The sequence below is a fragment of the Clostridioides sp. ES-W-0016-02 genome (assembly GCF_020641035.1).
Classification (GTDB): domain Bacteria; phylum Bacillota; class Clostridia; order Peptostreptococcales; family Peptostreptococcaceae; genus Clostridioides.
Genome location: NZ_CP061361.1, coordinates 2,657,025 through 2,680,419, shown reverse-complemented (window position 1 = coordinate 2,680,419; position 23,395 = coordinate 2,657,025). Strand labels below are relative to the sequence as shown.

Here is a 23,395-nt window from a genome sequence, read left to right as displayed (position 1 = left end):
TTTATCGTGAAAGCAGCAGTATTACATGGCACAAATGATATGAGATTTGAAGATATAGAAATAAAACCATGTGAAAGTGATGAAGTAAAAATAAAAGTTATGGCAGCAGGAATATGTGGGTCAGATCCTCCAAGAGTATTAAAACATTGGAAATATCCAGTTCCAGCTATACCAGGACATGAATTTTCTGGAGTAATTGCAGAAGTTGGTAAGGATGTAAAAAATGTAAAAGTTGGAGATAGAGTAGTTGCGATTCCTTTTATACCTTGCAATGAGTGTGAATATTGTAAGAGAGGGTTATTTTCATTATGTGATGACCATGGTATGTTAGGAGCTAAAACTTTTGGAGCTTTTGCAGAATATGCAAATATAAAAGCTACAAATGTTTTACCAATAGGAGACATGGATTTTGAAGATGCCGCTATGATAGAACCACTTGCAGTTGCTATGCATGGAGTACTTAATATAGGTATCCAAGTTGGAGATACTGTAGCTGTAATGGGTAGTGGAACAATGGGTCAACTAGTAATACAAGGACTTAAGATAGCAGGAGCTGGAACAATTATAGCAGTTGATATATCTGATAATAAATTAAGAGAATCAAAAGAATTAGGTGCTGATATAATAATTAATGCTAAAGATGTAAACCCAGTAGAAAAAATAAAAGAACTTACTGGTGGAAAAGGTGTTGATATAGCACTTGAATGTGCAGGCTCTAAAATAACTCAAGAACAATGTTTACTTATAACTAAAAAGAAAAGTAAAATAGGATTTTTAGGAATAGCATATTCAGATATAACTTTATCTGAAGAAGCATTTGAAAATATATTTAGAAAAGAACTAGAGTTAAAAGGTTTCTGGAATTCTTATTCTGCACCATTCCCAGGACAAGAGTGGACTAAAGGAATCACTCTAGTTAATGAAGGAAAAATAAAATTAAAAGAAATGGTATCTCATAGATTTTCACTTGAAGATACTTATAAAGCATTTGAAATGATAAGAGATAGAAAAGAAGAATTTAATAAGATATTAATTTTACCACAAGGGGTTGAAAAATAAATGAAGGCAGTAGTTAAAACTAAACCAGGTTATGATAATGTAGAAGTATTAGAGGTAGAAGAGCCAAAAGCTACAGGAGATAAAGTTAAAATAAAAGTAGAATACAGTGGTATATGTGGTTCAGATATACATTCATTTAAAGGAGAATATGCAAATATAAAAGCTCCAGTAACTTTAGGTCATGAATTTTCTGGAATTGTCGTAGAAATTGGTGAAGATGTTAAAAATATAAAAGTAGGAGATAGAGTTACATCAGAAACTACTTTTGCAACTTGTGAAAAATGTATATATTGTGCAACTAAAGACTACAATTTATGCCCAACTAGAAAAGGTATTGGTACTCAAGCAGATGGAAGTTTTGCTGAATATGTATTATCAAGAGAGGAAAGCATACATGTACTTCCTGAAAATGTATCTTTATTATCAGCAGCTCTTACAGAGCCACTAGCTTGTTGTGTTCATGCAGCTCTTGAAAAAACTACTATAGAAAGTGATGATACAGTATTAATAATAGGACCAGGACCAATAGGTTTACTATTAGCTCAAGTTGTTAAATCTCAAGGTGCTACAGTTATAATGTCTGGTGTTACAAAAGATAAAGAAAGATTAGAAATAGCTAAAAATCTTGGAGTAGATAGAACTGTAAACGTAATGGAAGAAAGTCTAGCAGATGTAGTAAATGAAATGACTGATGGAAATGGAGTAAATAAAGGATTTGATTGTTCTGGATTTATGCCAGCAGTTAATGAAGCTTTAAGATTACTTAGAAAGAAAGGAACTTTCGTACAAGTTGGGATATTTGCCAAAAAACTAAATGAAATGGATCAAGAAGCAATAATTCAAAGAGAGTTACAATATATTGGAAGTAGATCACAAAAACCAAGTTCTTGGATTATAGCATTAGATTTAATGGCTAGTGGAAAAGTAAATACAGAAGCATTAGTTACAAGAACTGTTGGTTTAGACGAATTTAAAGAGGGTATTACAGCCTTAATGAACGGAGAAGAAATAAAAGTTGCAGTAAAATCTTAAAAAAACATTTGTATTATTTTAAAAAAAATTGTAAAATCTACTGTAGGATAAGAAAATGTAAGGTCTTAAAAAATAACAGGAGGAAAAAAGTATGAGCACTCTTAGAGATCATTCTAATAATATTAGAAAAAACATAATAAAAATGGTTGCAGAAGCTAAAAGCGGGCATCCAGGTGGTTCATTATCAATAGCTGACATGTTAACAGTGTTATATTTTGATAAAATGAACATATGTGTAGAAAATCCAAAAATGGATGATAGAGATAGATTTGTTCTATCAAAAGGTCATGCAGCACCAGCTTTATATGCTACATTAGCAGAAAAAGGATTTTTCCCAGAAGAAGAATTATTGACACTTAGAAAGTTTGGTTCTAAGTTACAAGGACATCCAGACATGAAAAAAGTAGCAGGAGTAGATATGTCTACTGGTTCTCTTGGACAAGGTTTATCTGCTGCAAATGGTATGGCACTAGCTGGAAAATTAGATAATAAAGACTATACAGTGTATACTATATTAGGTGATGGAGAAATCCAAGAAGGTCAAATATGGGAAGCTGCAATGACAGCATCACATTATAAATTAGACAACTTAATTGCATTTGTTGACTTAAATGGATTACAAATAGATGGTTCTAATGAAGAGGTAATGAATGTTAGTCCAGTAGATGACAAATTTAAATCTTTTGGATGGAATGTAATAGTAATAAATGGACATTGTTTTGATGAAATAGGAAATGCAATAGATGAAGCTAAAAAAGTTACAGGAAAACCAACAGTAATAATAGCTAAAACTGTAAAAGGTAAGGGTGTTTCATTTATGGAAAATAATGCTGCATGGCATGGAACAGCTCCAAATGCAGAACAAGCAGAACAAGCATTGAAAGATTTAGAAGGAGGTCTATAGGAATGGGAATAGCAACTAGAGAAGCTTACGGACAAGTGTTAAAAGAACTTGCAGAAAATAAAGATATAGTAGTATTGGATGCAGACTTAGGAAAAGCTACAAAAAGTATATCATTTAAAGAAGTTGCTCCAGATAGATTTTTTGATATGGGGATAGCAGAAGGTGACATGATTGGTACAGCAGCAGGTCTTGCTACTTGTGGAAAAATACCTTTTGCAAGTACTTTTGCAATATTTGCAGCAGGAAGAGGCTATGAGCAAATAAGAAACTCTGTAGCATATCCAAACTTAAATGTTAAAATAGCAGCTACTCATGCAGGAGTAACAGTAGGAGAAGATGGAGGAAGCCATCAAGCTATAGAAGATATATCTTTAATGAGAGGTATACCAAATATGGTTGTGTTAAATCCAGCAGATGCTTTAGAAGCAAGACAAGCAATATTTGCATCTATTGATTATAATGGACCTGTATATATAAGACTAGGTAGAGCTGCAACTCCAGATGTAAACAGTGAAAACTATAAATTTGAAATAGGAAAAGGAACTGTTTTAAGAGAAGGTTCTGATATAACAGTGATAGCTACAGGAATAATGGTAGCAAAAGCATTAGAAGCAGCAGAAGAACTTGCTAAAGAAGGTATAAATGTAGAAGTTGTTAATATATCTACAATAAAACCTTTAGATGAAACATTAATAAAAGAAAGTGCTAAGAAAACTGGAAAAGTAGTTACAGCAGAAGAGCATAGTATAATTGGTGGTTTAGGTTCAGCTGTATGTGAAGCTTTAGCAGAAACTAAAGATGTAGTAGTTAGAAGAATTGGTGTTAAGGATGTATTTGGTCAATCAGGTACACCAGCAGACTTATTAAAACATTATGGATTAACTACTGAAGATATAGTAAAAAATATAAAAGAATTATTATAGATGTAAATATCATTGAATAATAAATTGGTTTGATATAAATCAATTAAAGCTGTCTTAAAAATAGAAAGAAATTTCTACAATGGGACAGCTTTATTTTTACGATAATTATAAAATTTTATATAAAGAGGGGTGCTTTTTAATGAAAATATCTATTGGATGTGACCATGGTGGTTACGAGTTAAAGGAATTTATAAAAGAAAACTTAATAAATAAAGGTATAGAAGTTGAAGATGTAGGAACAACTTCAAAAGAAAGTGTAGATTTTCCAATATATGCAAAAAAAGTAAGTCAAAATGTTCAAAGTAAAAAATCAGATTTAGGTATACTTTGTTGTGGTACAGGAATAGGCATGTCTATTGCTGCAAATAAATTTAAAGGAATTAGAGCAGCAGTTGTGTCAGATTGTTTTTCAGCTAAAGCCACGAGAGAACACAATAATACAAATGTACTTTGTTTAGGGGAAAGAGTTATTGGAAAAGGATTAGCAATGAGAATTGTTGAAGAATGGTTAAATTCAAGTTATAATGGAGAAAGACATACAAGAAGATTACAAATGATTGATGATATAGAAAATGAAAACTTATAAATAATGAAAATTTATATCTAAGGAGGAGAGTTATGTCTATTATTTGTGCTTCAATAATGTGTGCAGACCAAATGAATTTAAAAAAAGAACTAGAATCTCTTGAAGAAGCTGATGTAAAATTGCTTCACTGTGATGTTATGGATGGAATATTTGTCAAAAACTTAGCTATGGGACCAGAACTATTAAAATCAATAAGTGAAAATACAACTATACCTTTAGATATTCATTTAGCTACAGAAACTCCAAATAAGTATATTGATATGATGTCTTATATAAAACCAAAGTATATTTCTTTTCATGTGGAATCAAGCACAGATGTAAAAGCTGATATACAAAAGTTGAGAGAATATGGAATAGGGCCAGTATTAGCGATAAGTCCTCAAACTAGTGTAGATAAAATAGAAGAATATATAGGTTTAGTTGAGGGTATCTTAGTAATGACAGTAAATCCAGGATTTGCAGGTCAAAAATTTAATCTATCTGTTTTAGATAAGTTAGATAAGCTTACGGAGATATTAAAAGATTATGATAATCCTCCATTTATAGAAGTTGATGGAAATATAAATAAAGAGACCATTAGACTTATGAGTGGCAAAAAAGTCGATATATATGTTGTAGGTACTTCAGCTTTATTTAATGATAAGCCTCCAATTTCATATAAAGAGAAGATAAAAGAATTAAAAGAAAGTATAAAATAGTTAATAATAAAATTATAAAATATGCATATTTAAATAATGTAAACTTTAAATAAGTTAGGAATTTTATAATCTTTAATAAAAATTTTAATTGAGTAAGGAGAATGTTTATGGGTGACATATACAAGCTGCAAAATGGAACAGATATTAGAGGAATAGCATATAAAAATGATTCTAAGGAAGTTAATTTAACTGTAGAAGAAGTAAAAAAAATAGCTAAAGCATTTCATATTTGGTTAAAAGAAAAAACTAAAAAAGATAAAGTAACTGTTGCAATAGGAACTGATTCTAGAATAACAGGGAGTCAATTTAGAAATACTGTTATTGAAACTTTGATTAATGATAATTGTGATGTAATTGATTGTGAGATTGCTACAACACCAGCAATGTTTATGACAACTATCATGGATGGATACCACTCTGATGGCTCAATTATGATTACAGCTAGCCATTTACCTTATTACTATAATGGGTTAAAGTTTTTTACAGAAAATGGTGGTCTAGAAAAAACAGATATAAAAGAAATGTTAGATATAGCTGTTAAAAATGATAGTGTACAGTCTGAAGGAGTAGACAAAAAAGGAACAGCTGTAGTAAAAAATTTAATAGAAGATTATTCTAATTTATTGATAGATAAAATTAGAACAGGTGTAAATTCAAGTAAAAACTATGAAAAGCCTTTTTCTGGACTTAAAATACTAGTTGATGCAGGAAATGGAGCTGGAGGGTTCTTTGCTGAAAAAGTTTTACACATACTGGGAGCAGATACAACAGGTAGTCAGTTTTTGAACCCAGACGGTATGTTTCCAAATCATATACCAAATCCTGAGAATAAAGAAGCAATGGAAAGCATCTGTAAAGCCGTATTAGATAATAAGAGTGATTTAGGAATAATATTTGATACAGATGTAGATAGAGCTGCTATTGTAGGTAAAAATGGGAAACCAATAAATAAAAATGCTCTTATAGCTGTTATATCATCAATAATATTAGAAGAACATCCAAATACAGCCATAGTAACTGATTCTATTACTTCAGAAGGTCTTGCTAAATTCATAAGTGAATTAGGAGGAAGACATCATAGATTTAAAAGAGGATATAAAAATGTAATAAATGAAGCTATAAGATTAAATAGTGAAGATGAAGAGTGCCATTTAGCTATAGAGACATCTGGACATGCTGCTCTAAAAGAAAATTATTTTTTAGACGATGGAGCATATTTAATAGCTAAAATTTTAATAAAAGTTGCAAAACTGTCTTTAGAGGGAAAAACTATAGAAGAATTGATAGAAAACCTTGAAGAAGCAAAGGAAGAAAAAGAAGTTAGAATAGGAATCAATAAAGAAGATTTTAGACCATATGCAGAAGGTATACTAAAAGAATTAGATTCTCATGTTAATAATGTTGATGGATGGTCTGTTGCACCAAATAACTTTGAAGGTATAAGAGTCAATTGTAATGAAGCAAATGGAGATGGTTGGTTTTTACTTAGAATATCATTACATGAGCCATTGTTAGCTTTAAATATTGAATCAAATAAAGTTGGTGGAGCAGAAGAAATTTACTCTGAATTAAAACTTTTCCTAGAAAAATATGACTTAAAAGGTCTTTAGTGTTAATAAAAAACATATACTATATTAAAGAATGGATGTAAATTTATACCTAAGATTACAAATATTACAAAATTGTAATCTTAGGTAACAGAGATGTAACTGATTATGGAAACTCTATGTGATATTATAAATACAGAGAGATGAAATACATGATGATTTATAGAGAAATATAATTTAAAATGTATTAATATCGCACTAAAAGGTATAATCAAATAAATATGTAAATATAAACCCCAACATTTAGAAAGAGACCTCCAAGGAGGTTTTTTTCTTGTTTACTTCTAAAAAAGCATAAAAAATATATTATGTATAGATATAAATTTTTTTCTTTAAACAAATACACAATGTCATGATATAATAACTTTATTAGAACGATAAGGGGATAATAATATTATGTTTAAGAACAAATATGTTGAACGTGTTGAGCAGTTTATAAATGCATATTTTGTAGATAGGGATGTGAAAAAATGTATGTCTTTTTTTCACAAAAATATATGTTGGATTGGTACTGGAAAGTTTGAGGTAGGGAATAGTATTGAAGAGGTAGAGTATTTATTAGAAGAGTATGTAAAACAATCACCAGATAGTTTTATTTTAGAAAAGTTATGGCTAGATAGTAAAGAATATTCAAAAAATTCACATACTGTATTTGGAGAGTATCTAGTTTGTAAGAAAACTAAAAAAGGCTATAATTTTCAAGTAGAAATAAGAATAACATACTTATGTGTTGAATATGAGGGAGAAATACTAATAAGTAGTGTTCATAATTCTGTTGCAAATGATTTACAAAAAATAGGTGAGTATTTTCCTATAAGTTTAATGGAAGCTGAAAATAATAGACTAGAGGCCATTATTAATGAAAAAACAAAAGAAATAGAAGAGCAAAGAGTTATGTTGTTAGAGGCAAACAGAAAACTTCAGCAACTGGCTATTACGGATGAATTAACTGGTTTATTAAATCAAAGAGCCATTATGGGAAATATAAAATATACTGTTAAAGATAATTCTAAAAATTATGCAATAATGATAATCGACATAGATAATTTTAAACATGTAAATGATAATTATGGGCATCTAGTGGGAGATGAGGTTATAAGAGTGATGGCTTACATCATTCAATCATTTAAAGATTACTATCTATTTGCTGGTAGATATGGTGGAGATGAATTTATTGTTTTGACAGAAAATATAGAAAAAGCAATTCATATTGAATCTAAAGTTCATAATAGTCTACTTAAATATAATTTTAAAGAACTTCAATATAAAATAACTGTAAGCATTGGAATTTCTGAATGGATAGACTTTGATTCCTTTGAAGCATTTTTAAGCGAGGCAGATAAAAAATTATATAAAGCTAAAAAATCAGGAAAAAATAAGACTATATATTAGAGCAAGTATATAAAAATAAGTATATATGTATATTAAAAATAGTTTTATGATTTTAATAAGGTTGTAAATTACAAGTTAACTATTTATAGCATGTAATTTAAAATAAAAATTATTTTGCAATTTACAACCTTATATATTTAATATTAATTAATTTTTTTAAAAGCAAGGGTTACCTTAAATAAATCAGCATCTATAATTATTTCCATAGTTGCATTTTGTAATTCAATTATATTTTGAGAAATTGATAAGCCCAGACCAGAGCCATCTGTATTTCTGGATATATCACCTCTTCTAAATCTTTCTATTAATTCTTCTGGTTTTAGATTTAATTTATCATTTGAAATATTTTTAAAGGTTACTATTATATTTTCATCTTTTATAAACATATCTATGTAAACTCTAGTATTTTTCATAGAATATTTTAGTATATTACCAATTAGGTTTTCAAAGACCCTCCAAGTCTTTTTTCCATCTATCATAGTAAATACAGAGTCTTCTGGTGTTTCTATTATAAAATCTAAATTACTGTTTTGAATTTTATCTTCAAGTTCTACTATACTTTGAATTAAGAGTTCTTTTATATCAGTCTTTGTTATATTAAATTCAACATCACCACTACTAAGTTTAGAAGCTTCGAATATATCTTCTATCAATAATTTTAATCTTTGTGATTTTTTATGTAAAATATTTATATAGTCGTTTATAGTTTCTTTATCAAGGTCGTTATTTTTTAACATATCTACATAACTTAGTATAGATGTAAGTGGAGTCTTTAAGTCATGAGATACATTTGTTATAAGCTCAGTTTTCATTCTTTCACTTTTTATATTAGCATCTACAGCAGCTTCAAGACCATCTGTTATATTATTTATGCTTTTAGATAAAGCAGATATTTCATCATCTCCTATCACTTCCAACTTATATTTTAGATTTCCATTTTCAATGTTTTTTATATTTTTTGAGATATTATTTATGTAATTAAACTTAGTAGATAAAAAGTTGTATATATAAGAACAAGCAATTATACTTACAAGTGTAAATAAAACCTCTATAACTATAGCATTAGCGTAATATATACGCATAAATAATACTAAAGCTATGTACTGAATAACTGCTTGTATAACTATAGAGATTAAAAATGCTATAGCTAGTTTCTTATTTATAGTTTTTCTATTATATCTGCTAACAAGATCTGAAAAGAATCTACATGTTATAGACATATCTTTTGGATTGTAGCCACCATGCTTTATGTTTTCATATATTATATAAATTACAGATAGAATAATAAAATTAAATACAATTAAATTTGTATTGTAGAACATTTTAGTGTTTGTAAATATGTAAAATCGTAATGTTAAAAGTATTAAAATTAATATAAGTGTAAACTCAATCTTTACATTGGAAAAGAAAGTGATAATGTTTTCTAAGAATTTAACTTTATTTTGGTTATTTTTTTTATAGAATATAAAAAATAATATAGCCAATATACAACTTAATAATGCAATACCTTCACAAATAAATTTCAAATTTGTTTTTGATAAATACAAAGGAGGCCCAAAGTAGTAAAAGCAAGGTATAGCTACCTCATTGTATAAATATTTAAATTCATTAATATCAATAAAGTTATTATTTAAATCGTATATTGTCTCAAATAATATAGAAAGCGATAGAAATAATAGTAATAATAAAATAAATTTTGCTCTTGAATCATTAATAATTAAGTTTTTCAATTTTGTAACCAATACCCCACACCACCTTTAAATATTTTGGTTCTTTTGAATTTACTTCAATCTTTTCTCTAATTCTTCTAATATGAACAGCAACAGTTCTTTCGCAGCTATAAGCATCTTCGTTCCAAACTTTTTCATAAATCTCATGAGAAGAGAATATTTTTCCTTTTCGTGATAGGAGAAGAACAAGTATTTTATACTCAAGAGGTGTCATTTTAACTTCTTCACCATCTAAAGAAACTATTTTTGTATCTGTATTTAGCTCAAGACCTCCACTTTTTAAAATATAATTAGTATCATTTGAATTGTTTGTATTACTAAAATCTCCTAAGTTTATATATCTTCTAAGCTGAGATTTTACTCGTGCAGTAAGTTCGAGTGGATTAAATGGTTTAGTTATGTAATCATCAGCACCCATATTAAGGCCTATAATTTTGTCCATATCCTGTGATTTTGCAGATAAAAGTATTATAGGAATATTCTTTTTTTCTCTTATCTTGAGAGTAGTCTTAAGACCATCTAAATTGGGCATCATTACATCCATTATTATTAATTTAATATCATTTTCAATTAATATGTCCAAAGCTTCTAACCCATCATATGCTTTTAAAACGTTAAGATTATCAGGTTTTAAATAGAATTCTATAGCATCTACTATTTCCCTATCATCATCTACAACCAATATATTTTGATTCACTTCATTAATCCCCCTCGAAATTTTATTTTTAATCAATTTTTATTTTATACTAAAAATTGGTTTCAGAAAACAGTAAGTATATAAATTGACTAGCTCTAAAAATATATTAACAAATATAAATAACAAAGGAATTTCATAATTATTAAGAATTTATAACAAATATTTATTTTAAAATAAATATTTGTTATAAATTAGGAGTGTGGAGTATAGCAGGAACATTTTTATCACTTAATAATTTATCAAAAGATTTGTGGTCAGATTTATAACCAATACCCTCTCTACATTCTGATTCATCAATAAGTTTATATTGTTCACATGCATTTTTAACTTTTTCATAGTCCTCAATAGAATGAGCTTTATAAACTATCTTGTTGTTAAAACTTATTTCATGAGCAAACTTAGGTTTTACAAAGTATTTGGCATCTTTGATTTGACCAGAGTTATATAGACCTTGAATAACAGAGCCATTTTTTATGTGTTGTAAATGGTCATCTAACTTGTAAGTATGTGCTATATGGGTTACACTTTTAAATTTTTTTTCAAAAGTAATTGCAATTTCTTCCATAGAGTTAAAATTAGTAGTACCATTTACATTTTTTTCTGGTAAGATTATTATGTTTTCTCTTTTTACTCCTAGATTATTAAGAGAAGCTAAGAACTCTCTATTTCTGTATTCTGATTTTTGGCTATCTGTAAGAGTTTCATATTTTTTATATCTATCAAAAACAGATATACCACATCCAGTAGATACTAAAACCACAAATACATTATTTTGTCCTCTTTCTTTTACAGCATTTACAATAGCACTACCAGCCCACAATACCTCATCATCTTGATGTTGAACATAGAAAACAACATAATCTTTAAACTTTCTATTACTATAATTAACATAGCTATTAAAACCTGTTAAAATCAAGCATAAAACTAAAATGATAGATAAAATTCCATACTTATTTATAGTAAACTTCTTGTTTTTAAGAGTCATTTAATCATCTCCTGAAAAGCTGTCTTACTTATATTATCAATCAAAGCATTAAAAATTATTTCTTAAAAATCAAAAAATATAGAGTAGATTAATGGAATAAAATTTTTTGTTAACTAAACTAAAAATTAAAAAAATTTATATAGAAGTAAGAAAAAAGAAGGGGTGGTTTATTGGAATAAACTTATAAATAAGCTAAATATCTACTTGACGTTTTATGAATTATTGAATCTAAGCGTACGTGGCACAAAGACTATTTTTTCATTGCTTTCATTTAGTGAGGTATTAAGTATTTAAACTAAATTCAAAGGCGTAAATTTGGTATTATTAACGCCTTTGAAAATTTAGATACTGTTATTAATTTGGTTTGTTTATATTACTTTATATAGTATACTAGTAAAATAGTATTAACCTTAATTACACAACGATTTTAATTGTGCTTTTAAGAATAATGTTATATTTTTAAATATAGTTCTTTCATCAAGATCATTTACATATATATCTTCAATACATGAATCTACAATAAATTCCTCACATAAATCCACTTCTATGTCTAACTTAGGATTATATCTGTAACCATTTATTGTAACTACTGGTCTTCCAGGTGGTGAAATAACTATTCCTTCTTCATATGTCAAGCATTCAAATTTGGCATATGGAATTATATATGCTAAAAATGGTACTTCATAATGTGCAGAATGAACTGATTGTTCATCTACTAGAGCAGTATATACTATTTTCTGTTTTAATAAACCATTTACTATTAGTTTTCTTCCATTTAAGCATGTTCCTTCAGCATTTTGTAGTATTGCAAATGCACTAGTCTTGTCACAATCGATTGGTATTCTACTTAAACTTTCAACAAGTATAATTAATATACCATTTTCTCCAATTAATATCTCAAATGAAGGTGTAATGATATTATTAATTATTGTTTGTAAAGTTGTTATTAATATTTCTATTAATGGTCCTTCAAGTGTACTAACTGTTTCAAATATATCATTGATAACAATTTGTATAGATTTTAGTAATCTTATTAAATCGTCTGTTCTGCATATTATAGAATTAAGAGATTCGCATACTATTCTTGCTATATCAGTTTGAATTGTATTTAACAAATTATCAATATCAAATAAAATAGAATTCACAGATGGTTGAACTAAATCTAGTAATCTTTGTAACTTAGCTAATAAAGGATTTATAATCTCACCTAATCCAGGTATTAAAGGTATAGCATCCTTAATTGTTGATATTAAATCATTTATTCCACCAATCAATGTATTAATTGTTGTCTGTATATTTGTTGCTAGAAACGCATCTAATATAGCTTCTATTTTATTCAATATATCCAAGCTAATATATAAATTATATGATTTATATGCAAATGGAGTTTCTATAAGTTTTACTGAAGTAATTGTTGCACTTGCATAAACTTGATCTATATTTTCTATATCAGGTTTTAATCTTGGGATGGGAAGTATCTCAGGAATTGAAATCTCTGTCCAATTTAAGTTTTCTTTTTTACATCCATTCATATTTAATTTTGATACATCACATATACCTAAAGTTTTGATATTAAAGTCACATTCACAAGTTTTTTTATTACATCCCATTTTTATTCCTCCTCATTTTATTTAAATTACTTAACATATTTTTGATGCCTTTATAAAAATAGTTGTATTTTTAAAGACACTTCTTTCTGATAATACACATGCATATATGTCCTCTATATATGCTGTTATTTTAAATTGTTGGTATAGTGGTGTATTTTTCTCTATTATTATAAATACTGAAAATGGTATATTAAAATCTGCAGAATGAACTGATTGTTCACCTAGTGCTGCTGTATAGATTATTTTTTGTCTTAGTAGTCCCTCTATTATTAGTTTTTTTCCTGTCAAATTTGTACATTCTCCATTTGGTATAGTTTCTCCTGGGATATAGTATCCATTACATGAGCTGTATCCGTTTACTAAAGGTGTTTTTATTACTCTTTGAGATATTATATCTACACAAGAATGTACTTCAACTATATCTTCTATATTTGGCTTTTGTGATGGTATATCTACTGTTTCTGATACAAAAAACTCTGTCCATTTGTTTTTATCTTCAGGACAGGGGCATTGCAAAACTTTTTCTATTTTTGATTCTGGATAGACACCAACAATATTTAATATCTTATCATCGCAACAGCATTTATCATGGAATTGATAAGATGTGCCATTTGTATAATTAGAATTTAACATTTCCTCTACTCCTTATTTTTATAATTTTATAATGTATTTCTTGGTATTGCATATAATAATAATGTTGTATATTTCGAGATAGTTCTTGCATCTAATAGGCTTACAGACAAATCTTCTATACACGCATTTACTTGATAGTCTACATCAAGTGAGTCTAATTTCATTGATTTTGTGCCCTTATTAAAAGTAATTTTCTGTGGTATAACTATATAGCTTGAAAATGGTACATAAAAATGTGCAGAATGAACTGATTGAGATCTTTCATCAGCTGTATAAGATATTTTTTGACACAATTCACCCTCAACAATAATTTTTCTTCCTGTAGAGATTTTTCCTTCTAAGTTTGGTATAAAATCACAATTAGCATCTAAAGGTGATACAGGTGTCTTTACTACTTTTGTTCTCAATATATTCACTGATACATTAACTGAATTTATCTGTTCAATATCTGGTTTTTGTATTGGGATACTTAATGTTTCTGGTATATACATCTGAAACCAATAAGGATATTGACTTATAACCTGTGTAACATCGTCTATGTCACATAAACCGCTTACATCAATTAAATCCATATTACAAGCACATGCATTACTATTCATATTTATCTCTCCTTATATAATTTATTGAAAGTTTTTACCTCTCAATATAATTTATTTAAATTTCGACTTTTTGTTACATGTTTTTAAGATTTTTTATTTTTTTAGCCTTTTTATAACAATATATGATTTTATATCATATATAAAATGTATATAGAAACTTTAATCTCTATATAATTATAAAATTAAGGAGATATTTATATGAATGAAAGTATTTTAAAAACTGGAATTACACCCTTAGAAGACTATCCAGATAACAAATGTATGAAATACTATAAAGAATTTATAGAAGATGATATACTATGTGTTCCAACACAAAAACCAGATATAGAATGTATTAATGAAGTAAGTGTAAAGATATGCATAGAAGATAAGGAGATTATTAACACTATACTAGGGCCAAAATTAGTTATAAAAGGATTTAAAAATATTAAGGTTATATATACAGGAGATAATTGTCAGCAGTCTCTTCATTCTGCACATTGGAGTATACCATTTTGTCAATTTATCTTGCTAAAAGATTTGAGGTATGATAAGTGTGATAATATTATAGAAACTATTTTTGTTGGAATAGAGAATATTTGTGTAAAACACTTTGATTGTAGAATGATTGATTTATCACTATTATTTATAATTTGTCCACAACTTCGTAATTGTAATAATTGTAAATGCTGTAGAAGTTATTGTATGCATAATCCAAATTTATGCTATTATGATAATGATGACTGTTCAGATAGTTGTAATAATGTTACACAATGTAAATATAGTCTTAGTGATAAATATAATAGTAAAATTAGATACAAATAAATATTTAAATAAGAGACAATAGGTATATTTACATATATTTATTGTCTTTTTATTAAATTAAAGTCAGTTTCTATAAGAGAAAATTTAACAATTACTATAAATAGATATATAATAAATTAATATAATATAGTATTATTAAACTTATAATTGTTACTATTTGAGTTAAAATATTGGAAAAAATTATATATCAGTAAATTTAAGATAATAAAAAAAGACCTCAATTACATATAAAAATAAGGTCTTTTTATAGATTTCAAAAAAGTAAAAATATTATAGATTTTTACTTATACAAAAGAAGCTATCTCTTTTAGATTTTTAAACCTATTGAAGTAACTTCTTCTGTATTATAGTTTGTATATTATTATAAAATATTTCAAATAGCTAAAAAGTCATATTATTTGTATTATTCTATATATTTAGCTATCAAAATATATTAGATAAAAATAACAAGTTCTATTATAGTTAATAGAGCTTTTGAAAGATTTTATTTTGTATAAAAATAAGATTTTTAGTAGTTTCTATTACATTTACATTTTTTTGTATAGCATTGTTTTTTGTACTTATCAAAGCATTCTTGTATATCATCTTCATAATTGTTTATATAAGATGAGTTTTCATGATAAATATTACAATAGTCACAGCCGTGATGTTCATCATGTTTACATTTTTTTGAACCACATTTTATAAATGCAATGGCTAATTTAATTAGTTCATCAATTAACTCTTCTATTTCATCCAATTCTTTTTCTAAATCACAAATTAGACAATCGCAGAAAGAAGATCTTACATCTTTTTCATCATTGCATGAAATGCAATCACTACAGAATATTAACAGTATAATTATTTTAGCTATAATAGATATTATTAAAAGTATAATTTGTACCAATAAGCAAAATAATTTTCCTACTAAAAATTCACAGTTATCATTACAACTTATTTGTCTTATAGCTTCAGCTAAACACTCAGACAATCTAAAAGCTCTTTTTAATTCTTCTCTAAGTTTGCAGTTTTTTACATAATTAGAATCTATTAGAGATTCTAATTCTTCGGAAAGTTCATTTAATATGCCATTATCTAAATTGAAACTTAAATCTTTCTGAAAATCTAATTTAACTTTTGCATCATATAAATCATAACTTTCGCCAACTAAAAAATATTTTATTATTCTCCATATTTGACAAGGTGTTAAATAAACTCTTGTATTTGCATCTAAATATTTCTCCTCTGTTAATCCAATTACTAATTTCATTAAATCACTAGAATATGATTCTAAATTATTTTTATAATATTCTAAACTCTTTGTATTATCCACTCTTTACCACTCCTATATATATATTAGGATAAATTCAATATCCTAATATATATATATGACTTGAGTACCTTTATGATACAAATAAAAACAAAATTTTACATTAATATATATAAAAATGCTATTTCCAATTGAATTATATAATTTTTTTATATTTTGTGTAAATATATGAATAAACATGTGAAAGAACTTTTATGCAATAGAGGTATAATAACTAAATTTAAGCATCCCTTAGATATAGATAAATTTATAAATTGTAATGGTGATAAATAATAATTTTGTTGTAAATGAAAATGATGTATAGAAGGCATTAACTAATATTATAGAAGTATTAGATTCTAAAAATAAAGAAATTAGGGTAAATACAAATATAAATATATTAAAAGTCTAACTTATTTCAGACTTGAATAGAAACAAAGTTATGTACGAAATGAAGGCAAACAGCAGTCCATGTGTTCTTTGATTTCGTACTTAAATAAAATCTCAAAATTATATCATGTTTTAATAAAAAATAAAACTGTGAATGCTAGAAATATATTTTAATTAATTTTTTAACAGAATAGTATTTAAAAGTAGATAAAACTAAAAAGGGTTTTCTAGAAAATAAGGTCTATTTAATTATACTTACTTACCAATACCATCACTTGATGCAAACAAGATTCTACTATATTTTCTCCGTATTCTAGTATAAAATCATCTAACTGTGTATCTATAAAATCACAATAATCATATGAACTACCAATATAAGCAGTTAACATATGTGTACATCTATCCATTTTATCTCTAAACATATATTATTATCCCCCTAAAAAACTTTCATAAAAACAAAAAGAAAAATATCTTTTTGGCAACTGGCTGACATAACTTATAATATACTTTACAAGTCTTAGTCCCTATAGCTTTGCGTCACTAAATTTCTCTAGTTTTGCCGATTTAGTTTTATTCTACAACTACAATAATACAACAGAATTAGTTATTATTCAACATGATTGTTTGAAAATTGGATAAATTTATAAATATGAACGTCATTTTACTTAAAAAAAACATACTAAATATATAGATTTTATGGTAAAAATTACCTGTATCAATTATGATTAGAAGCTTCTATTATTAATTTGAACTAGACAGAATTTGAGGGAGTGACAAAATGTGGAAGAAGAAATATTAATAGAACAGTTAGTAAGAGCAGAATTTGTGGTAATGTGCTATCTATGGGAAAAAGATTCTTTGATATCTAAAAAAGAAATAATAAGAGATATAAAGCAGATATATGGATGGCATAAGAGTACAATAAAAATAATATTAAAAGGATTAATTTGTAAGGATTTTTTAGCTAGAGATATTATAAGATTTCAATCGCATTATAAAATAATAATAACTAGTGAAGAGTATGATACTTTCAAGAAAAAAGTATTAAAATCTACTAAAAACAGAAAAATTATACGTTCTCTTACGACTACACATAAGTCCATAAGTAAAGAAAAACTATATTATTTAGAAGAGTATTATAGGAATTTTGAAGAATGACTTGGAATAAATTGCAAAAATATTTATATAAATTCTCTTGTTTAGAAAACTTTATTGAGATAGAATTTATATATATATAAATCAATAATTTAAAAAATGAAAATGATAGATAATTAAATAATAAAAACAATGAAGGTATGAAAGTATAAGTTTTTGTACCTTTATTTTATTTATTATTCTGAACATATTTTAAAGATAAAAAATGTAGATAATATATCATTAATTAAAAAATAACAAAGAAATCTAAATTATGAGAGGTATATTTATAGAAAATAATGATATTAAACTTACAATATGTATATTTGCTTTTGTAATTGGAATAATAGTGTTATTTTGCTGTATAGCCTTAGGGCAATTTAATATAGATTGTATTATGCGACAAAATGGTGGAACAATGGATACCAACCAATACAATGTATATTTAGAACAATCTATTTCACAATATAGAAATTTTGGTTCTATATTGGCTTTACTAGGAGGAATAGGAATACTGTTTGATAAAAGTGTTAGAAAAGATTAAAAGAGTAAAAAATATTCTTAGTGATTATATTTTTGGTGTAATTAATACTAATAGAGATTAGAGTAAAGATATATAAGAATAAAGAAGCACCTACTTAAATGGTAGGCGCTTTTGCTTTGTTCAAATTTGCTTAGTTAAATATATAATAGGTAAAATATGTAAAAGTTATATGTTATAATCTTTTTAGCAAGAAGATGTAATCTACAATTTATAGAGTGGAGTTCATACAAAAGATTATCCTCCCAAGGTATAGAAGGGAGGTGAATATGTATGGATAATTTTTTACAGGGCATACTAGCCAGTTTAGTTGCCAGTTTAATAGTTTACTTAATTAGTAAGTTATTTAAAAAAGTAAAAAGCCACTCTGGCAGGAGTGACTTTAGTTTTGAACTAAAAATCAAGTTCAAAAAGAATAAACATTAGTATTTGAACTTCACTCTACGTCTAAATAGATTGTAGTTCTTCTTGCTTTTATTATACCACAAATTGGTACACATATTCAAAAATAATATTATTATGATATAATAAAAATATAGAAGTTTTGTAGTGTGCGATTTTTCTACTAAAGTATAGTTTAACAGTTGGAATATAAGGTGTTGAGAGACTTTGATAAGTGTTATCAATTGCACTATTAGCCACTCACTGCAAATTTAAGAGAGTTGTATATGTGTAAGTATTGGAAATGCTCAATTTGTTTTGGGGTTTTTCTAAAGACAAAGCTTTTGCATCAGAATTGTTTGCATACTTTCCATCAATTCTATCATGATTATCTACTGCTACTATAGGTTTATGTGACAAATACTCAGCTACTCTCATTTTATCAATATCCTTTTATTTAAAAATTTTATTAAATTCATTCTAATAAACAATATAATAAATGCCAATAAAATAAATAAATTTATTAGTAACATATTTAGTAATTATATTGAAATAACTAGATTATATAAAAAATACAACTAAGGTATATGCAATTCATATAGGTTATATGGTAAAAATTAGATGGATATATTCAGCTAAATTCTCTTATTTGAAAAACTTTAGTGATAGTGGATGAAGATAAATTAATTGAACTCGAAGAATATTTTAAGAATTTGAAATAAAAAAATGACAAATAGATACATAATAAACAAAATGAAGGTATGAAATTATAACTTTTTCTACCTTCATTTTGTTTATTATTCTGAACATGTTAAAAAAATGAAATAAGTTTATCTTCTGTTTATATAAATTTTAATAGGATATGTATAGTATATAGTAGATAGGATGTATAAAAATTGAATTTAAATAAGTAGCTATTATTGCAGTGAAATAAATGCTTCTAATTATATTCGGGAGGAAGAATGGTGGAAGAAAATTAGTAAAATATGATTCTTCCACCATTCTTCCTCCTAGAAAATAAAAACTACTCAATAAGAATTTATATACATTAATTCAGCTGAATCCAATCAAAATACTTAAATGAAAGTAATCTGAAAACAACATAATTCAAATTAATTAATTCAAATAAACCTCAATTTATCTTAAATCTTAAGAAATATTTAAGATTTAGGATAATATTTTCTTAAGATTTATATTCTATTATATAGATATAAAGAAAAATTATAAAAATGTAAGATAATACAATATAACAATTTAGTCATTATTGAGAAAGGGAGTGAAAGATATTGTATAATAAATATAAGGATTATTATACAATAGAGGAAGTGAAAATATGTACAATATATTAGTAGTAGATGATGATAAAGAGATTGTTGATTCAATAGAGATATATCTTAAATCAGAAGGATTTAAAATACATAAAGCATATGATGGAATGAAAGCATTAGAAGTAATAACAAAAAATGATATCCATCTAATCTTAATGGACATAATGATGCCTAAATTAGATGGAATCAAAGCAACTGTAAAAATACGTGAAGAAAGAAATATACCAATAATTTTAATCTCAGCAAAAAGTGAAGATACAGATAAAATAATGGGATTAAACATTGGAGCTGACGATTATATAACAAAACCATTTAATCTATTAGAACTTGTAGCTAGAGTAAAATCAAACTTAAGGCGATATGTAACCTTAGGTAACTATGAAGATACATGTAAAGAAATTTTAAAAAGTGGGGCTCTAGAGCTAAATACATTGACAAAAGAAGTTAAGATTGATGGCGAAAATATAAAAATGACACCAATTGAATATAAAATAATTGAACTTCTTTTAGAAAATAAAGGACGAGTCTTCTCGATAGATGAGATATACGAAAAAGTATGGAATGAAGAAAGTTTTAATTCAGAAAATACAGTAGCAGTACACATTAGACGAATAAGAGAAAAGATTGAAATAAATCCAAAAGAACCAAGATTTTTAAAGGTGGTGTGGGGAGTTGGTTATAAGATTGAAAAATTTTAGCGGAAAACTTATGAAAGAAAAGAGTTTAATATTTAATTGCATTTTGATTTTAGTCGTTTTTACTTTTACACAAATATTAGGAATTCTTATATGTTTTAACTTCTTCTCAAGTAGCTTAGTGTACTCTATGGGAATTATGCTTGTATTGAATTTTATTTTATATAAGATATTGACGATGTAGATGAGGTGAACAACTTGGAAAAATATAGAGCATTAAAGTTAGTAGCATTAATAATAGTATCTATTTCGTTTCCATTAGCTATACTATTTGCATCAATAGGACTTGCTGAACCTAAACACAATATACAAAAAACTTCTACAAATAGTGGAATTTTTCGAATATCTGATGATTTTTATGACAGCAATATATTTGATGAAAGTACAATTCAAGATTTATTATATAATTTGAAACTATCTGTAAGTAGTGGATACACCAAAGAAGAAAAACTTAAATTAAATTATGAGGATTCAAAATCAGAAGGAAACGGAAAAAATGTTGCTTTAAATAATGATTATGATAACTTTGTAAATGATAAACTATCATCTATAGAATACTTAGACTCTTTAAAAAATGTAAAAATGTATATTAGAAATACATATACAGGAGAGTATTATACGAACACAATATATAATGATTTAGATGAATTTAAGCAAAACATAAAGGGTTATTGTGATGTAGAAATAATAGAAGGAGTAGAAAAAAGTTCCTATACTAAAAAACTAAATGGAAAAAAATCTGAATTAAATAATATCGATTTAAAACTAAATGGTATGGATAAAGCTTTTGAAGCCTATGTATCTTTTCCTAAAGAGTTAAGTATTGAAGATGGAATTGTATACAATAACTTTGAAACGTTTAAGCAAGCTACAGAAAAAGTGCAATTATTTTTTGTAGCTAGTTTAATTTTAGCTATTATATGTTTATTGTCCATTATATTATGTAAACGAATTAAATACAAGGCATTAAAGAAAGACAATGTATTTTTATTAATATACAATAAAATACCTATGGAATTTAATGCAGTAATAATAGTTACCTCAATAATACTTCTATTTCTGTATGTTATTGATACATCCTATGATATTTATATTATATTACTAATTTCTATAGCATCATTACTAATTTCAAATAATATATTTTTTATAACTGTTCAGTTAAGTCATTTAGAAAATAAAATATGTATATTTAAGTCAAGTATTATAGTAAGGGTGATTTTATGGTTAATAAAAACTGTAAGGGAGGTCATTAACGCTATAAAAAAAGTATCTTTAGCAAGAAAAGTTATTGGTATAGTAATAATATCTTTGGTTTTAACAATTGTAATTAGTGTTCAAAGTGTGAGCCTAGGATTGTTATTTTCTATATGTATATTTTGGGGTTTTGCACTTTATATAACCAAAAGGCTTTCTTATTTGAGTTATGTTATAGAAGGTACCGAAAAAATAAAAGATGGTGAATTAGACTATAAGATAAAAATTAGTGGAAATGATAATTTTACATCTTTAGCAGAAAATATAAATAATATTGGAGAAGGTCTGGATAAAGCAATAGAAGAACAGGTAAAAAGTGAAAGGATGAAATCTGACCTTATAACTAATGTATCTCATGATTTAAAAACTCCACTTACTTCTATAATAAATTATGTAGATTTAATTAAAAAAGAAGATTCTATACAACCAGAATATATAAACGATTATATAAATGTACTAGAATCAAAGTCAAAGAGGTTAAAATTATTGATAGAGGATTTATTTGAAGCAAGTAGAGTAAGTAGTGGAAATATAGAGTTACAAATTAGTAAAATTGATTTGGTGCAACTCTTAAGGCAAAGTATAGGTGAACTAGAAGAAAAGTTATCTACAAATAATTTAAGTATAAGACTAAATGTTCCAAATGAAAAAGTGTATATATGGGCAGATGGAAGAAGAATGTATAGAGTTTTTGAAAATCTATTATCAAATATAGCTAAATATTCTTTAGAAAGTACTAGAGTTTATATAGATGTTTATGAAAATGGTGAAAATGTAAAGGTGGTTATGAAAAACATATCTTCATATGAGTTAAATTTTGACCCAAGTGAAATTATGGAAAGATTTAAAAGAGCTGACGAATCAAGAAATACTGAAGGTAGTGGGTTAGGACTTGCTATTGCAAGAGATTTAGTAAACTTACAAGGTGGAAAATTCTATATAGAGATAGATGGAGATTTGTTTAAAGCAAATTTAGAATTTCAAAAATATGAAGAAGAAGTAAAGATAGATTAAAATAAAATTTCAAGATATAATATAATTTTCACAGAAAAATTAAGATATTGAAAGGTTTCTTACAAAACAATTATATAGGTACTTTTAAAGAAAGGAATACTTTTAATTAAT

At 26.3% G+C, this 23,395-nt stretch carries 23 protein-coding genes and 1 riboswitch; of the genes, 14 read left to right on the top strand and 9 right to left on the bottom strand.

Translation table 11 applies throughout. The features are described from left to right. Window positions 1-6: 6 nt before the first annotated feature. The 8 genes from IC758_RS12790 to IC758_RS12755 all read left to right on the top strand — a co-directional run bounded on the left by IC758_RS12790 (window position 7) and on the right by IC758_RS12755 (window position 8,201). Window positions 7-1,059 (top strand): galactitol-1-phosphate 5-dehydrogenase, encoded by a 1,053-nt coding sequence (locus IC758_RS12790; RefSeq protein ID WP_227432710.1) that lies wholly within the window; start codon window positions 7-9, stop codon window positions 1,057-1,059. Further along, entirely contained in the window at window positions 1,060-2,091 is a 1,032-nt protein-coding gene (locus IC758_RS12785; protein WP_227432711.1) for a zinc-binding dehydrogenase, read from the top strand. Window positions 2,092-2,182: 91 nt separating this feature from the next. After that, window positions 2,183-2,995 (top strand): transketolase, encoded by an 813-nt coding sequence (locus tag IC758_RS12780; RefSeq protein WP_227432712.1) that lies wholly within the window; start codon window positions 2,183-2,185, stop codon window positions 2,993-2,995. Window positions 2,996-2,997: 2 nt separating this feature from the next. Next, entirely contained in the window at window positions 2,998-3,918 is a 921-nt protein-coding gene (locus IC758_RS12775; protein WP_227432713.1) for a transketolase family protein, read from the top strand. Between the two features lie 139 nt (window positions 3,919-4,057). After that, window positions 4,058-4,504 carry a ribose 5-phosphate isomerase B gene (rpiB, locus tag IC758_RS12770; protein WP_227835368.1) on the top strand — a complete coding sequence of 149 codons (447 nt, stop codon included), beginning with the start codon at window positions 4,058-4,060 and terminating at the stop codon, window positions 4,502-4,504. Window positions 4,505-4,536: 32 nt separating this feature from the next. Further along, a complete protein-coding gene (locus tag IC758_RS12765) occupies window positions 4,537-5,202 on the top strand; it encodes a ribulose-phosphate 3-epimerase (protein WP_227432715.1) in 666 nt (221 codons plus the stop codon). A 107-nt stretch (window positions 5,203-5,309) separates the two neighbouring features. Further along, window positions 5,310-6,812: a phosphomannomutase/phosphoglucomutase gene (locus IC758_RS12760; protein ID WP_227835369.1), complete on the top strand. Its 1,503-nt coding sequence runs from the start codon at window positions 5,310-5,312 to the stop codon at window positions 6,810-6,812. Between the two features lie 393 nt (window positions 6,813-7,205). Next, window positions 7,206-8,201, top strand: coding sequence for a GGDEF domain-containing protein (locus tag IC758_RS12755; RefSeq protein WP_227830703.1), 996 nt, complete (start codon window positions 7,206-7,208; stop codon window positions 8,199-8,201). Between the two features lie 143 nt (window positions 8,202-8,344). Here the strand turns inward: IC758_RS12755 and IC758_RS12750 are convergent, their stop codons facing one another. From IC758_RS12750 to IC758_RS12725, 6 genes are all read right to left on the bottom strand, one after another. After that, complete coding sequence (locus IC758_RS12750) at window positions 8,345-9,943, bottom strand: sensor histidine kinase (protein ID WP_227860508.1); 1,599 nt, start codon at window positions 9,941-9,943, stop codon at window positions 8,345-8,347. Beyond that, window positions 9,912-10,628, bottom strand: coding sequence for a response regulator transcription factor (locus tag IC758_RS12745; RefSeq protein ID WP_227432719.1), 717 nt, complete (start codon window positions 10,626-10,628; stop codon window positions 9,912-9,914). The genes IC758_RS12750 and IC758_RS12745 overlap by 32 nt, the downstream gene beginning before the upstream one ends. A 184-nt stretch (window positions 10,629-10,812) precedes the next feature. Further along, the gene (locus tag IC758_RS12740; protein WP_227432720.1) at window positions 10,813-11,613 is read right to left on the bottom strand and encodes a PIG-L family deacetylase; all 801 of its coding nucleotides are present in this window, start codon (window positions 11,611-11,613) and stop codon (window positions 10,813-10,815) included. 410 nt (window positions 11,614-12,023) lie between these two features. Next, window positions 12,024-13,223, bottom strand: a complete 1,200-nt coding sequence (locus IC758_RS12735) for a hypothetical protein (protein WP_227432721.1) — start codon at window positions 13,221-13,223, stop codon at window positions 12,024-12,026. A gap of 30 nt (window positions 13,224-13,253) precedes the next feature. Continuing rightward, entirely contained in the window at window positions 13,254-13,856 is a 603-nt protein-coding gene (locus tag IC758_RS12730) for a DUF3794 domain-containing protein (protein WP_227432722.1), read from the bottom strand. Between the two features lie 26 nt (window positions 13,857-13,882). Then, complete coding sequence (locus IC758_RS12725) at window positions 13,883-14,455, bottom strand: DUF3794 domain-containing protein (protein WP_227482784.1); 573 nt, start codon at window positions 14,453-14,455, stop codon at window positions 13,883-13,885. 198 nt (window positions 14,456-14,653) lie between these two features. On the opposite strand from IC758_RS12725, the gene IC758_RS12720 reads away from it, so the two are divergent. Next, window positions 14,654-15,259: a DUF3794 domain-containing protein gene (locus IC758_RS12720; RefSeq protein ID WP_227835372.1), complete on the top strand. Its 606-nt coding sequence runs from the start codon at window positions 14,654-14,656 to the stop codon at window positions 15,257-15,259. Window positions 15,260-15,767: 508 nt separating this feature from the next. Here the strand turns inward: IC758_RS12720 and IC758_RS12715 are convergent. Together IC758_RS12715 and IC758_RS12710 are read right to left on the bottom strand one after the other, a co-directional pair. Continuing rightward, window positions 15,768-16,571, bottom strand: coding sequence for a hypothetical protein (locus tag IC758_RS12715; RefSeq protein WP_227432725.1), 804 nt, complete (start codon window positions 16,569-16,571; stop codon window positions 15,768-15,770). 611 nt (window positions 16,572-17,182) lie between these two features. Continuing rightward, complete coding sequence (locus IC758_RS12710) at window positions 17,183-17,359, bottom strand: hypothetical protein (RefSeq protein ID WP_227824125.1); 177 nt, start codon at window positions 17,357-17,359, stop codon at window positions 17,183-17,185. 52 nt (window positions 17,360-17,411) lie between these two features. Further along, window positions 17,412-17,508, bottom strand: a riboswitch (cyclic di-GMP riboswitch). 209 nt (window positions 17,509-17,717) lie between these two features. Between IC758_RS12710 and IC758_RS12705 the strand changes: the two genes are divergently transcribed. From IC758_RS12705 to IC758_RS12695, 3 genes are all read left to right on the top strand, one after another. Continuing rightward, window positions 17,718-18,095 (top strand): BlaI/MecI/CopY family transcriptional regulator, encoded by a 378-nt coding sequence (locus IC758_RS12705; protein WP_227432727.1) that lies wholly within the window; start codon window positions 17,718-17,720, stop codon window positions 18,093-18,095. Between the two features lie 250 nt (window positions 18,096-18,345). Further along, complete coding sequence (locus IC758_RS12700; protein ID WP_227835763.1) at window positions 18,346-18,615, top strand: hypothetical protein; 270 nt, start codon at window positions 18,346-18,348, stop codon at window positions 18,613-18,615. A gap of 270 nt (window positions 18,616-18,885) precedes the next feature. Beyond that, window positions 18,886-19,038, top strand: coding sequence for a type I toxin-antitoxin system toxin (locus IC758_RS12695; protein WP_227835762.1), 153 nt, complete (start codon window positions 18,886-18,888; stop codon window positions 19,036-19,038). Window positions 19,039-19,254: 216 nt separating this feature from the next. Here IC758_RS12695 and IC758_RS12690 read toward each other — a convergent pair whose 3' ends face one another. After that, complete coding sequence (locus IC758_RS12690) at window positions 19,255-19,431, bottom strand: DUF6530 family protein (protein ID WP_227432728.1); 177 nt, start codon at window positions 19,429-19,431, stop codon at window positions 19,255-19,257. A gap of 895 nt (window positions 19,432-20,326) precedes the next feature. On the opposite strand from IC758_RS12690, the gene IC758_RS12685 reads away from it, so the two are divergent. Next, window positions 20,327-21,019, top strand: coding sequence for a response regulator transcription factor (locus IC758_RS12685; protein WP_227432729.1), 693 nt, complete (start codon window positions 20,327-20,329; stop codon window positions 21,017-21,019). A gap of 195 nt (window positions 21,020-21,214) precedes the next feature. Beyond that, window positions 21,215-23,284, top strand: a complete 2,070-nt coding sequence (locus IC758_RS12680) for a histidine kinase dimerization/phospho-acceptor domain-containing protein (RefSeq protein ID WP_255625596.1) — start codon at window positions 21,215-21,217, stop codon at window positions 23,282-23,284. The last annotated feature ends 111 nt before the right edge of the window (window positions 23,285-23,395 follow it).

What these genes read in the sequence shown, in the direction of transcription:
- IC758_RS12695 (WP_227835762.1), top strand. Translation starts at nt 18,886, where the DNA reads ATGGATAATTTTTTACAGGGCATACTAGCCAGTTTAGTTGCCAGTTTA.
- IC758_RS12755 (WP_227830703.1), top strand. Translation starts at nt 7,206, where the DNA reads ATGTTTAAGAACAAATATGTTGAACGTGTTGAGCAGTTTATAAATGCA.
- IC758_RS12720 (WP_227835372.1), top strand. Translation starts at nt 14,654, where the DNA reads ATGAATGAAAGTATTTTAAAAACTGGAATTACACCCTTAGAAGACTAT.
- IC758_RS12730 (WP_227432722.1), bottom strand. Translation starts at nt 13,856, where the DNA reads ATGTTAAATTCTAATTATACAAATGGCACATCTTATCAATTCCATGAT.
- IC758_RS12760 (WP_227835369.1), top strand. Translation starts at nt 5,310, where the DNA reads ATGGGTGACATATACAAGCTGCAAAATGGAACAGATATTAGAGGAATA.
- IC758_RS12780 (WP_227432712.1), top strand. Translation starts at nt 2,183, where the DNA reads ATGAGCACTCTTAGAGATCATTCTAATAATATTAGAAAAAACATAATA.
- IC758_RS12765 (WP_227432715.1), top strand. Translation starts at nt 4,537, where the DNA reads ATGTCTATTATTTGTGCTTCAATAATGTGTGCAGACCAAATGAATTTA.
- IC758_RS12710 (WP_227824125.1), bottom strand. Translation starts at nt 17,359, where the DNA reads ATGTTTAGAGATAAAATGGATAGATGTACACATATGTTAACTGCTTAT.
- rpiB (WP_227835368.1), top strand. Translation starts at nt 4,058, where the DNA reads ATGAAAATATCTATTGGATGTGACCATGGTGGTTACGAGTTAAAGGAA.
- IC758_RS12700 (WP_227835763.1), top strand. Translation starts at nt 18,346, where the DNA reads ATGAGAGGTATATTTATAGAAAATAATGATATTAAACTTACAATATGT.
- IC758_RS12685 (WP_227432729.1), top strand. Translation starts at nt 20,327, where the DNA reads ATGTACAATATATTAGTAGTAGATGATGATAAAGAGATTGTTGATTCA.
- IC758_RS12785 (WP_227432711.1), top strand. Translation starts at nt 1,060, where the DNA reads ATGAAGGCAGTAGTTAAAACTAAACCAGGTTATGATAATGTAGAAGTA.
- IC758_RS12725 (WP_227482784.1), bottom strand. Translation starts at nt 14,455, where the DNA reads ATGAATAGTAATGCATGTGCTTGTAATATGGATTTAATTGATGTAAGC.
- IC758_RS12740 (WP_227432720.1), bottom strand. Translation starts at nt 11,613, where the DNA reads ATGACTCTTAAAAACAAGAAGTTTACTATAAATAAGTATGGAATTTTA.
- IC758_RS12690 (WP_227432728.1), bottom strand. Translation starts at nt 19,431, where the DNA reads ATGAGAGTAGCTGAGTATTTGTCACATAAACCTATAGTAGCAGTAGAT.
- IC758_RS12775 (WP_227432713.1), top strand. Translation starts at nt 2,998, where the DNA reads ATGGGAATAGCAACTAGAGAAGCTTACGGACAAGTGTTAAAAGAACTT.
- IC758_RS12735 (WP_227432721.1), bottom strand. Translation starts at nt 13,223, where the DNA reads ATGGGATGTAATAAAAAAACTTGTGAATGTGACTTTAATATCAAAACT.